Annotated in this window: 10 protein-coding genes; 2 read left to right on the forward strand and 8 right to left on the reverse strand. The window is 71.4% G+C overall.

Annotated elements, in window-relative coordinates; translation table 11 throughout:
* Nucleotides 1-20: 20 nt before the first annotated feature.
* From trxA to ACWGH1_RS25160, 7 genes are read right to left on the reverse strand one after another with little or no spacing between them, the layout of a single operon-like run.
* Nucleotides 21-479: a thioredoxin gene (gene trxA, locus ACWGH1_RS25130; protein ID WP_453352922.1), complete on the reverse strand. Its 459-nt coding sequence runs from the start codon at nucleotides 477-479 to the stop codon at nucleotides 21-23.
* Nucleotides 476-3,115: an ATP-dependent chaperone ClpB gene (clpB, locus tag ACWGH1_RS25135; protein WP_453352921.1), complete on the reverse strand. Its 2,640-nt coding sequence runs from the start codon at nucleotides 3,113-3,115 to the stop codon at nucleotides 476-478. The genes trxA and clpB overlap by 4 nt, the downstream gene beginning before the upstream one ends.
* Nucleotides 3,106-3,513, reverse strand: coding sequence for a chaperone modulator CbpM (locus ACWGH1_RS25140; RefSeq protein WP_453352920.1), 408 nt, complete (start codon nucleotides 3,511-3,513; stop codon nucleotides 3,106-3,108). Before ACWGH1_RS25140 ends, clpB begins: the two co-directional genes overlap by 10 nt.
* Nucleotides 3,510-4,463 (reverse strand): DnaJ C-terminal domain-containing protein, encoded by a 954-nt coding sequence (locus ACWGH1_RS25145; RefSeq protein ID WP_453409015.1) that lies wholly within the window; start codon nucleotides 4,461-4,463, stop codon nucleotides 3,510-3,512. The genes ACWGH1_RS25140 and ACWGH1_RS25145 overlap by 4 nt, the downstream gene beginning before the upstream one ends.
* A gap of 6 nt (nucleotides 4,464-4,469) precedes the next feature.
* A complete protein-coding gene (locus ACWGH1_RS25150; protein WP_453354971.1) occupies nucleotides 4,470-5,087 on the reverse strand; it encodes a nucleotide exchange factor GrpE in 618 nt (205 codons plus the stop codon).
* A gap of 9 nt (nucleotides 5,088-5,096) precedes the next feature.
* Nucleotides 5,097-6,992, reverse strand: coding sequence for a molecular chaperone DnaK (gene dnaK / locus ACWGH1_RS25155; RefSeq protein ID WP_453354972.1), 1,896 nt, complete (start codon nucleotides 6,990-6,992; stop codon nucleotides 5,097-5,099).
* Between the two features lie 54 nt (nucleotides 6,993-7,046).
* Complete coding sequence (locus ACWGH1_RS25160) at nucleotides 7,047-7,529, reverse strand: general stress protein (RefSeq protein ID WP_453354973.1); 483 nt, start codon at nucleotides 7,527-7,529, stop codon at nucleotides 7,047-7,049.
* Nucleotides 7,530-7,728: 199 nt separating this feature from the next.
* On the opposite strand from ACWGH1_RS25160, the gene ACWGH1_RS25165 reads away from it, so the two are divergent.
* Nucleotides 7,729-9,498, forward strand: coding sequence for a PucR family transcriptional regulator (locus ACWGH1_RS25165; protein ID WP_453354974.1), 1,770 nt, complete (start codon nucleotides 7,729-7,731; stop codon nucleotides 9,496-9,498).
* A gap of 258 nt (nucleotides 9,499-9,756) precedes the next feature.
* On the opposite strand, the gene ACWGH1_RS25170 is transcribed toward ACWGH1_RS25165, so the two are convergent.
* Entirely contained in the window at nucleotides 9,757-10,122 is a 366-nt protein-coding gene (locus ACWGH1_RS25170) for an ArsR/SmtB family transcription factor (protein ID WP_453354975.1), read from the reverse strand.
* A gap of 497 nt (nucleotides 10,123-10,619) precedes the next feature.
* Between ACWGH1_RS25170 and ACWGH1_RS25175 the strand changes: the two genes are divergently transcribed.
* Nucleotides 10,620-11,975, forward strand: a complete 1,356-nt coding sequence (locus tag ACWGH1_RS25175) for an NAD(P)-binding domain-containing protein (protein WP_453409016.1) — start codon at nucleotides 10,620-10,622, stop codon at nucleotides 11,973-11,975.
* Nucleotides 11,976-12,033: the final 58 nt, after the last annotated feature.

A 12,033-nucleotide genomic window follows, 5' to 3' on the forward strand; every position in this document is an offset into this window, starting at 1 on the left:
GACGGTTCTCCTTTCCGTGTTCACCCTCCTGCGGCGGTTCGCCGGCCCGCCATCGCCTGCTCGACCCACGAGCGCAGGACGTGTGCGGGTGCCGCGCCGGCCTGCCGGGCGAGCGTTTCGCCCCGGTCCATGACGAGCAGGGTCGGCACCGCCTGCACCTCGAACCGCCGGCTGAGCCCGGGGTTCTTGTCGACGTCGACCTTGACGAGCTTGATCCGTCCGGCGAGGTCGCGGGCGACCTGTTCGAGAGCGGGGCTGACCATGCGGCAGGGGCCGCACCAGGTGGCCCAGAGGTCGACGACGACCGGCGTGCCGGCCCGGTCGGCGACCTCGGAGAAGTCGTCGTCGCCCGCGTCGACGATCCAGGGCAGGGGCTGTTTGCAGTGGCCGCATCTGGGGCGGCCCGCTGCGGCCACGGGTATCCGGTTGCCGCGCCCGCAGTTCGGGCAGGCCACCGTGGTCGTGCGGGTGGTGTTCACGCCGCCCTCGCTTCCCCGGCCTCCTCCTGCCGGTCGTAGGTGACCACCAGTTCTCCGTGCTCGGCGTCGACGCGGACCGTCGCGCCGTCCTGGACGTCGCCGCGCAGCAGGGCCCGACCCACCAGTGTCTCGACCTCGTGGGAGATGTAACGCCGCAGCGGCCGGGCCCCGTACACCGGGTCGTAGCCCTGGTGGGCAATCACCTCCCGTGCGGTGTCGGTGAGTTCGACGGTGATGCGGCGTTCGGCGAGCCGCTGCCGCAGTTCGTCGAACTGCAGCTCCACGATCCGCTCGATCTGCCGCTCGCCGAGCGGTTTGAACAGCACGATGTCGTCGACGCGGTTGAGGAACTCCGGGCGGAAGTGCCCGCGCAGCTCGCCCATCACCAGGGCGCGGGCGTCGGGCTTGATCTCACCTTCGGCGGTGGCGCCGTCGAGGAGGTGCTCGGAGCCGATGTTGGACGTCATGATGATCACGGTGTTGCGGAAGTCGACGGTGCGGCCCTGCGCATCGGTGATGCGGCCGTCATCGAGGATCTGCAGCAGGGTGTTGAAGACGTCGGTGTGCGCCTTCTCGATCTCGTCGAACAGCACGACCGAGTACGGCTTGCGGCGTACGGCCTCGGTGAGCTGACCGCCTTCCTCGTAGCCGACGTATCCGGGCGGTGCGCCCATGAGCCGGCTGACGGTGTGCCGCTCCTGGTACTCGCTCATGTCGAGGCGGACCATGTTCTCCTCGGAGTCGAACAGGGCCCGGGCGAGCGTCTTGGCCAGCTCGGTCTTTCCGACGCCGGTGGGGCCGAGGAAGATGAACGAGCCGATGGGACGGCGAGGGTCGCGGATGCCGGAGCGGGCGCGGATGATGGCGTCGGCGATGAGCCTGACGGCCTCGTCCTGGCCGACGACGCGTTCGCGCAGGATCTCGTCGAGGCGCAGCAGCTTCTCGCGTTCACCCTCCTGGAGGCGGGCGACGGGGACACCGGTCCAGGCGGCGACGATCTCGGCGATCTCCTCCTCGGTGACGACCTCGCGCAGCAGCCGGTTCTGCCCTTGCTTGGATGCCAGTTGCTCCTCCTCCGCGGCGAGTCGGCGTTCCAGGTCCTGGAGGCGGCCGTAGCGGAGTTCGGCGGCACGGTTGAGGTCGTACGCGCGTTCGGCCTCCTCCGCTTCGTGACGGACCTGTTCCAGTTCCTTGCGCAGTTCCTGCACCCGGCGGATGGCCTGCCGTTCGGCCTCCCACTGCGCGCGTTTGGAGTCGGCCTCACCCCGCAGGTCGGCCAGTTCCCTTCGGAGTTCCTCCAGGCGGGCCTTGCTGGCGGGGTCGGTCTCCTTGGACAGGGCCGCCTCCTCGATCTCCAGGCGGGTGACGCGGCGGGTGATCTCGTCGAGTTCGGCGGGCATCGAGTCGATCTCGGTACGCAGCCGGGCGCACGCCTCGTCCACGAGGTCGATGGCCTTGTCGGGGAGGAACCGGTCGGTGATGTAGCGGTGGCTGAGGGTCGCCGCGGAGACCAGCGCGGTGTCCTGGATCTTCACGCCGTGGAAGACCTCCAGTCGTTCGCGCAGTCCGCGCAGGATGGAGATGGTGTCCTCCACGCTCGGCTCGTCGACCAGGACCTGCTGGAAGCGGCGTTCGAGGGCGGCGTCCTTCTCGATGTGCATGCGGTACTCGTCGAGGGTGGTGGCGCCGATCATGTGGAGTTCGCCGCGGGCGAGCATCGGCTTGAGCATGTTGCCCGCGTCCATGGCCCCTTCGGCGGCGCCCGCGCCGACGACGGTGTGCAGTTCGTCGACGAAGAGCAGGATGCGCCCCCGGGCGGCCTTGACCTCGCTGAGCACGGCCTTGAGCCGTTCCTCGAACTCACCGCGGTACTTGGCCCCGGCGACCAGGGAGCCCATGTCGAGGGCGAACACGGTCCTGTCGCGGAGTCCTTCGGGCACGTCGCCGCGGACGATGCGCTGGGCGAGACCCTCGACTATGGCGGTCTTGCCGACGCCCGGGTCGCCGATGAGGACCGGGTTGTTCTTCGACTTGCGGCTGAGGATCTGGGTGACGCGGCGGATCTCGGCGTCCCGGCCGATGACCGGGTCGAGACTGCCGTCCCTGGCCTCGGCGACGAGATCGCGGCCGTACTTCTCCAGAGCCTCGTAGGCCACTTCGGGGTTGGCGGAGGTGACGCGCTGGTTGCCGCGGACCCCGGTGAGCGCGCTCAGGAACGAATCCCTGGTGATGCCGGCCTGTTTCAGCAGTCGCCCGGCGGCGGTCGTCGAGCCCTCCTCGGCCAGGGCGAGCAGGAGGTGCTCCACGGACACGTACTCGTCCTTGAGGCGTTTTGCCTCCCGTTCGGCGGTATCGAGCAGGCGGGCGAGGCGCTGGGTGACGAAGACCTGTCCGGGTGCCGTGCCGGGTCCGGTGGTCTTCGGGCGGCGGGAGAGTTCCTCCCGCACGGCCGCGCGCACTTCCTTCGGCTCGGTGCCGGCCTGTTGCAGCAACCGCGGGATCAGACCGTCCTCCTGATCGAGAAGTGCGAGCAGCAGGTGTTCCCCGTCGACCTCGGTCTGGCCCAGGCGGCCGGCCGCGGTCTGTGCCTCCTGGAGTGCTTCCTGTGACTTCTGGGTGAGACGGTTCATGTCCATGGGGGTGTTTCACTCCTCGTGCCGCGGCCGCGCAGGGCGGCTTCGAGCAGGCTGATGCGGTCGAGCAGGTCGAGCACCAGGCCGATGGATGCGTAGTTGAGGCAGAGCCCGGAGCGCAGCCGCTGGATGCGGGCGAGGACCGCCGGCGCGGCGGGGCCGAACACCAGCTGTCCTGCGCCGTCGCGTTCGGCGTCGACCAGGCCGAGGGCGACGAACCGGCGGATCAGCTCGGGGTGGAGGCCCGAGCGACGGGCCACGGCGTCCAGGGAGAGCCGGGGGACGGGCACGAGCGCGTACCGGACAACCGTCGAGGCGGTGACGTCGGCGCCCGTTCGTACCGCGCGGTCGCCCGCACCGCCCCGGCCGATGCCCGCCGCTCCCGCGGATCGGTCGTTCATCGTGTCCTCCTGGGGTCGAACGAGGAGGTCGCGGCGAGCTCCTCGAACAGCTCGCGCTCCCGGTCGCCGAGGGTGGGCGGCACCATGACGCGGAGTTCGGCGTACAGGTCGCCGTTCGCGCCGCGCGGGTTGGGCATGCCCTCGCCGCGCAGCCGCAGCCGCCGGCCGCTGGACGAGCCCGCGGGCACCGTGACCTTGGCCGTGCCACCGCCGGGGGTGGGCACCGGCACGGTCGCACCGAGGGCCGCCTCCCAGGGGGCGACCGGGACCTGGACGTGCACGTCGCGGCCGTCCAGCCGGAACCGGGGGTGGGGCTGGACGCGCACCCGCAGGTACAGATCGCCGCCGGGGGCGTCACCGCTGCCCCGGCCGCCCTCGCCCGCCAGCCGGATGCGCTGTCCGTCGGTGACGCCCGGCGGCACGTCGACCTCGTACCGCCGCGGCTGGCCGGTGGGACCGGCGAGCGTGACGGTGCGACGGCCGCCCCGGTACGCCTCCTCGACGGTGAGCGGCAGCTCGGCCTCCTGGTCGGCTCCCGGTACGCCGGCGCGGGCGGCGCCCGCTCCGAAGAACGAGCCGAACAGGTCTTCGATGTCGATGTCCTCCGCTGCGAAGCCGTCGCCGAAGCCGGTGGTGTACCGGGCGCGGGGACCGCCCGCGCCCGCGGTCCCCCGAGCACGGAAGCCGCCGCCCGCTCCGGCCGCGACCCGCTCGTCATAGTCTTCCGGGATCTTGCGGAAGTCCTCGCCGAAGCGGTCGTAACGGGCCCGGGTCTTCGGGTCCGACAGGACGCTGTACGCCTCGTTGAGGTCCTTGAAGCGTTCCTCCGCCCCCGGATCCTTGTTGACGTCGGGGTGGCTCTTGCGGGCGAGCTTGCGGTACGCCTGCTGGATCTCGTCCTGGCTCGCGGTCCGCGACACGCCCAGCACCTCGTAGAAGTCCCGTGCCATGACCGGTCACTCCCGCTTCGCGACAGTCACGGCGGCGGGCCTGAGCTGCCGTTCCCCTTGCCCGTAGCCCGGGCGCAACACCTCGACTACGGTGCCCGGTGCGGCTTCGGGGTCGTGGACGACGGCGACCACCTCGTGCCGGGCCGGGTCGAAGGCGACGCCGGTCTCGGCGTGCCGCGGGTAGCCGAGCAGTTCGAGGACGTTCACCGCCTGGTCGCGTACGGCCCGTACGCCCTCCACGATCGCGCCGGAGTCGGCTCCGGCATGGGCCAGGGCGAGTTCGAGGTTGTCCAGGACGGGCAGGAAGGCGGCGGCCGTACGGGACCGCTCGACCGTCCGCTCGCGCTCCAGTTCCCTGGCATGACGCTTGCGGAGGTTGTCGAGGTCGGCGAGCGCGCGCCGCCATCGGTCCTCCAGTTCCCGGATCGCCGTCGTGTACTCGTCCTCGGACGGTGCGGGGCCGCCGGCCGCGTCGGGGCCGGGTTCCTGGTCCGTGGCGGACCCCGGCCGGGCCGGCGGGCCCGCGGGCGGAAGATCCCCGCGGGGAGGGCGTACGGCGCCCTCCGGAGCCGGGTCGGCCTGGTCCGGCACGGCCGGGTCGGGTTCCCTGGGATGGATCGGCATGGCGGTTCCTCAGCCCTTGTCGAACTCGGCGTCGATGACGTCGTCGTCACCGCCGCCGCCGGTCGCACCGCCCCCGGTGGTGTCCTCGCCGGGACCGCCCGTGGCGGCACCGCCCTGATGCGCCACCAGCCCTGCCAGCACCTGCTGGAGTTCGGAGGTCAGCGGCCGTACCCGCTCCACGCCTGCCTCCTCCTTGACCGCCGCCCGGGCGTCCGACACGAGCATCTCGGCGCGTGCCTTCTCGTGCGCGGGGGCGGCGTCGCCCAGTTCGGCGAGGCGCTTCTCGACCTGGTACGCAACGGCGTCGAGCTCGTTGCGGGCATCGACGGCCTCGCGCAGCGCCTGGTCCTGGCCCCGGTTGCGATCGGCCTCCTGGACCATGCGTTCGACCTCGCTGCGGTCCAAATTGGAGCTCTCGCTGATGGTGATGCCCTGTTCCTTGCCGGTGTCCCGGTCGCGGGCCTTCACCTCGAGAATGCCGTTGGCGTCGACGTCGAAGGTGACCTCGATCTGCGGTTCGCCCCGCGGCGCCGGCCGGATGTCGGTGAGCTGGAACCGGCCGAGCACCCGGTTGTCGGCGGCCCGCTCGCGCTCGCCCTGGAGGACCACCACGTCCACGGCCGGCTGGTTGTCCTCGGCGGTGGAGAAGGTTTCGGTGCGGCGCACCGGGATGGTGGTGTTCCGTTCGATGATCTTCGTCATCACGCCGCCGCGCGTCTCCACGCCCAGCGACAACGGTGTGACGTCGAGCAGCAGGACGTCCTTGACCTCGCCCTTGAGCACCCCGGCCTGGATCGCGGCCCCGAGGGCCACGACCTCGTCGGGGTTGACGCTCATGTTGGGTTCCTTGCCTCCGGTCAGCCGGCGCACGAGGGCCTGTACGGCGGGGATGCGGGTGGAACCGCCGACGAGGATGACCTCGTCGATGTCGCTCTCGCCGACCTTGGCGTCGGCCATGGCCTGCTGGACCGGTCCCAGGCACCGCTCCACCAGGTCGCCGGTGATCTGCTCGAACGTGGACCGCATGATCGAGTCGGTGAGGTGCTTGGGGCCCGAGGCGTCTGCGGTGATGAACGGCAGGCTGACCTGCGTCTGCGTCACCGAACTCAGCTCGGTCTTGGCCTTCTCCGCCGCCTCGAACAAGCGTTGCAGCGCCTGCGGGTCCTTGCGCAGATCGATGCCGTTCTCCTTCTGGAAGTCGTCCGCGAGGTGATCCACCAGGCGCCGGTCGAAGTCGTCGCCGCCCAGGTGACTGTCGCCGGCGGTGGACCGCACCTCCACCACGCCGTCGCCGACGTCGAGGATGCTCACGTCGAAGGTGCCGCCGCCCAGGTCGAAGACGAGGACGGTCTCGTGCTGCTTCTTGTCCATGCCGTAGGCGAGGGCCGCCGCGGTCGGCTCGTTGATGATCCGCAGCACCTCCAGCCCGGCGATCCGTCCGGCGTCCTTGGTGGCGGTGCGCTGAGCGTCGTTGAAGTAGGCGGGCACCGTGATGACCGCCTCCGTCACCCGTTCCCCGAGTTGTTTGGAGGCGTCGTCGGCGAGCTTGCGCAGCACCTGGGCGCTGATCTCCTCGGGGGCGTACAGCTTGTCGCGCACCCGGAAGCGGGCCGCCCCGCCGTCACCCTCGACGACGTCGTACGCCACCGCCCTGGCTTCCTCGGAGATCTCGTCGAAGTGCCGGCCGATGAACCGCTTGGACGAGTAGATGGTGCCCTTGGGGTTGAGGATCGCCTGGCGCCGGGCCAACTGCCCCACCAGCCGCTCGCCGGTGTCGGTGAAGGCCACCACGGACGGTGTCGTGCGGTTGCCCTCGCTGTTGGGCACGACGGACGGCTCGCCGCCCTCCCACACGGCGATCACCGAGTTCGTGGTACCCAGATCGATGCCCACTGCCTTGGCCATGAGGAACTCCTCCCGGGTGCGGGGATCCGCGCCGACTCTGCGGATCACGTTCGTTCAGGTACGGGTGCCACCACCGTCGGTGGTCTGCATCCCTCCGATCAGCCGCACGGCCTCGTCCGCGACCGCATCGTCCACGACGACCTCGTACCGGCTCGGCTGCATCGAGCGGAGAGAGGCGAAATCCCGGCGACCGCCTTGCAGGGCGTGCAGCAGCATGCCGAACAGCGCGCCCACGATCGCTCCGAAGATCAGCCCGTACAGGGCGAGGAGCAGGCCGGACACGACGGGGTCAAGCCAGTTCAGAAGGCCGAAGACCCAGCCGATCAGGGCGCCGGGCAGCGCACCGCTCGCCGCTCCGTGAAGGGCGGCCCTGCCGTAGTCCATCCGGCCGGTCACCTGCTCGACGAGGCGCACGTCCTGGCCGATGATCGCCACTCTCTCCACGGGAAACCCCTGGTCAGAGAGATGATCGACGGCGCGTTCGGCTTCCCGGTACTCTTCGTACGAGGCAACCGGCCTGCGGTGCTGCTCAGTCATCGCCCCGTCCTTCCTGCCAATACGCACAAGGGTCTCGGGCACTTCCCACGGTGACGAGCCAGGTGGCCTACGGCCTGCGCCTGGCGGGTCAGAAATGCACGGTTCTGATCGCCCCGCGAGTATGAGAGAAGAATCCGAACGTCTCAGATGAGCCGGCCCGCGAGCCGGTACCCGGCTCGCGGAGATGGGGAGTGATCCCATGGCCGGCAGCCGGGCGCACAACCTGTATCGCCGCTGCTCCGAGGAGGACGGCCTTCCCGGTGGCGGCGCCGGGCGGCCCCCCGCGGCCGAGCGGAAAGAGCCTCGCCCACCCGACGCGGCCCCGGCCGACCACGAACTGACGGTGCTCTCCCGTGCCCTGTTCGGCACCCTGGACGAAAACGAGATCCTGCGCCTGGCCATGGGCCACATAGCCGCCGCAGGGCCATACGAAGCCGAGGCCGGGTACCTCAAGGTGGACGGCGGCCTGGTACGCAGCCCGAGGAAGGGTCAGGCCCAGGCCCCGGCGGTGGACCGGAGCGTGCGGAAGCTGGGCGGGCGGGACGGCCCCGTGACCGTACCGGGCAGGCTTCGGGGCCGGGCCCTGGGGCTGCGCGGGACCGAGCGACTCCACGGTTACCTCGTGGTGACGTCCCGCTCCCGGCCCACCGCGGCCGAGCGGTCGCTGCTCGCCACGCTCGTCCGGGACACCGCCGCTGCTCTGTCGGTCGCCTTCGCGCACCGCCGCCAACGCGAGGACGCGCTGGAGCTGCACCGGCTGAGGGCGGAGCGCGCGGTCCTCCAGGGGGAGCTGATCTCCGTCGTGGCCGAGCTGGGGTACCAGCGGGCCGTGCACGCGCTCATGGCCGATGTCGCCGCCTCGGGCGGCGGCGAGGAAGCCGTCACCCGCGCCCTGCACGGGCTCACCGGACTCCCCGCGCTGGTCGAGGACCGCTTCGGCCGGCTGCGGTCCTGGACCGGCCCGAGCCGCCCCGACCCCTATCCGGAACCGGACCCCGTGCGCCGGGCCGAAGTGCTGCACGCCGTCGCCCGCGAGGTCGGGCCGGTGCGGATGAAGGACCGGCTGATCACCCTGGTCCGCCCGCACGGCGAGATCCTGGGCGTGCTGGCCGTGGTCGACGCCCGGGGCGAGGCGGACGCGCACACCGTGCTCGCGCTGGAATACGCGGCCACGTCGCTCGCACTGGAGCTGGCGCACCTGCGCAATCTGGCCGAGGTGGAGCTGAGGCTGCATCGCGAGCTGGTCGACGACCTCCTGGCGGGGACGGACGAGTCGAGCGCCTACGCCCGGTCCGAGGCCGTCGGACACGACCTGCACCGCAGCCACTACGTCGTCGTGGTGCGGTGGTCGAACCGGGCCACGGACGATTCCTTCGCGCAGACAGTGGGCCGGGCGGCCTCCGCGGTGGGCATGCGCTCGTTGCTGACCCGACGTCCGGACCACGTGGCCCTGATCGCCGACAAGAGGCCGCACGACCGCGCGCTGTACGAGGCGGTCGCTCACGAGACCGGGACGCGGTCCGGGGCGATCGGGGTGAGCGCCTCGTGCGACTCCCCGTCCGACATCCCCCGCCGCTACCAGGAGGCCCGACGCGCCCTGGACGTGCGCCGCCACTCCCGCGAACGCCACGGCACGACGTTCTTCGACGAGCTCGGCCTCTACCGCATCCTGGGCCCGGGCAATGATTACCGGGAACTGGAGACGTTCGTCCACGACTGGCTCGGGCAGCTCATCGACTACGACTCCCGGCACCACGCGGCCATGGTGGAGACCCTGTCCAGGTACTTCGACTGCGGCGGCAACTACGACGAGACCGCAGCATCCCTCGCGATCCACCGCAGCACGCTGCGCTACCGGCTCCAGCGCATCCGCGACATCAGCGGAAACGACCTCGCGAACGTCGAGGACCGGCTCAACCTCCAGGTGGCGACCCGAGTGTGGAAGATCGTGCTGGGCGGACCTGGTTGACGCCCCACCGGAACGGTCGCACGAGCAGACCGACGGCAGTTGGCCGGGCTGCCCCGTCACAGGAGTGCTCCCACCGGGCCTCCAATCAACTGCCGGCCTCCAATCAACTGCCGGCCAAGGCGCCCATGCGGTCCAGCGAACGCGCGGACTCCGAGCCGGGCGGCGCGGCAGAGCCGGCGCCACCTGCGCGAGAACGCCGCCAGGGCCGTTTCCGCGGTGAAGCTTGCCCGTCACTACTGAACGACCGCGGGCAGCGACCTACACGCCGGCTGCGCGGCTCAGGAGCTGGGCCATGGCCGCGAGGACCGTCGGCTCGACCCGGTAGTACACCCACGTGCCGCGGCGCTCGGAGGAGAGCAGTCCGGCTTCCTTGAGCTTCTTCAAGTGATGGGAGACGGTCGGCTGGGAGACCCCCACGTCGGAGATGTCGCAGACACAGGCCTCGCCTCCCTCGTGCGAAGCCACGGCGGAGAAGAGTCGCAGGCGCACGGGATCACCCAAGGCCTTGAACATCGTGGCCGTGCGCTCCGCCTCGTCGGCGGTCAGCGGGCGCTCGGTGAGCGGCGGGCAGCACGGCGCGACGTCTTCCGGCTCCAGCAGCGGCAACGCCTTCACGTTCGACATACGTCTATGTTGACACATGTCGAACTAGGCAGCCACGCGCGTCCCGGCCACGAAGGCTGGAGGCCGTGCGGCGACCGTCGCGATGCAGCGGCGGCGGCCCGGCGCGGGAAGCGCCCGATGGGGCGAAGCCCACGCCCGGGCGAGCCGGAAGTGGATGTCGTGGCCCAGGATGCACCGCGGAGCGAACCTCACGGTGCTGCGGCCGGCCAGTGCCACCTGGGCCGCGGAGGCCGGCCAGGAAGAGCGGCTCGGTGGGGCGGGCTGCCGCAGCCGCACCGCGGCCACGATCTCGTCGGCCGATCGGACGCTTCCAGGGCGACCGGCTTCATCCCGCGTCCGACCAGGGCGTATGCCGTTGCCAGTCCGGCTCTGCCTGCACCTACGGCGGCGTCGACGCCCCCTGATTCGACCAACGTCTATGTTGACGCCCATCGAATCAAATGCCATGCTGGCTGCGGCAAGCCATCGACAGACGTCTAAACACCGAGGAGTCGACCGTGAACGCGCCTGCCAACACCGAACTGCCCGTCGTCGTCATCGGAGCGGGCCCCATCGGCCTCGCCGCCGCCGCACATCTCGTCGACCGGGGCATCGAGCCCTTGGTCCTGGAGGCCGGACCGGTCGTCGCCAGCGCCTTGCGGGACTGGAGCCACGTACGGCTGTTCTCCACCTGGGGTGAAGTCGTCGACCCGGCCGCGGAGAAGCTCCTGGCCCCCACCGGCTGGGTCAAGCCGGAGGAGACCACCTACCCGACCGGCGGCGACTGGGCCGAGCGGTACCTGCAGCCGCTGGCCGCCGTCCTGGGCCAGCGCGTCCGCGTCGGCGCCCGCGTCACCGGCGTCTCCCGGCTCGGTCGCGACCGCGTCGTGGACGCCGACCGCGGGACCCAGCCCTTCACCGTTCACATCGCGCACGCCGACGGCAGCGAGGAGCGACTGATCGCCCGCGCCGTCATCGACGCCTCCGGCACCTGGTCCAACCCCGGCCCCATCGGTGGTGACGGCTTGCCCGCCCTCGGTGAGCGCTCCGCGGCCGACCGGATCTCGTACCGCGTCCCGGACCTGCAGGACCCGGCCGTCCGCGCCCGGTACGCCGGCAGGCGAACCGCGGTCATCGGCTCCGGTGCCTCCGTGTTCACCGCGCTCGCCTACCTCGCCGACCTGGCGAAGGACGGGGCGGGTACGCACACCACCTGGATCCTGCGGCGCGGCATCAGCGGCTCCACCTTCGGGGGCGGCGAAGCCGACCAGCTGCCCGCCCGCGGCGCCCTCGGCCTGGCGGCCAAGGCCGCCGTCGACAACGGCTACGCCGACGCCGTCACCGGCTTCCGCACCACCGCTCTGGAGAAGGCAGACGACCGGCTCGTCCTCGTCGCCGAGGACGGCCGCCGCCTGGACCCGGTGGACGAGGTCGTCGTCCTCACCGGCTTCCGCCCCGACCTCACCTTCCTCGACGAGCTCCGCCTCGGCCTCGACGAGCGCCTCCAGGCCCCGACCGGGCTGGCCCCGCTGATCGACCCCAACCAGCACTCCTGCGGCACCGTCTACCCGCACGGAGTCAACGAGCTCTCCCACCCGGAGAAGGACGTCTACCTCGTCGGCATGAAGTCGTACGGCCGCGCCCCGACCTTCCTGGCCATGACCGGCTACGAGCAGGTCCGCTCCATCGCGGCCCATCTCGCCGGCGACACGGAGGCCGCCGAGCGCGTCGAGCTCACCCTCCCCGAGACCGGCGTCTGCGGCGGTGCGGGCCTCTTCGACCAGCCCGAGGCCGCCGAGGCGACCGGTGGTGGCTGCTGCGCGGCGCCCGCCACCCTCACCATCGGCGCCCCGGCCTCTTCCTGCGGCTGCTGACCAGCGGGTGACAGACCTTCACAGCGGCGCGGCCGCGACCGGGACGGGGGTCCGGCTG

The sequence above is a fragment of the Streptomyces sp. NPDC054883 genome, from assembly GCF_053610645.1.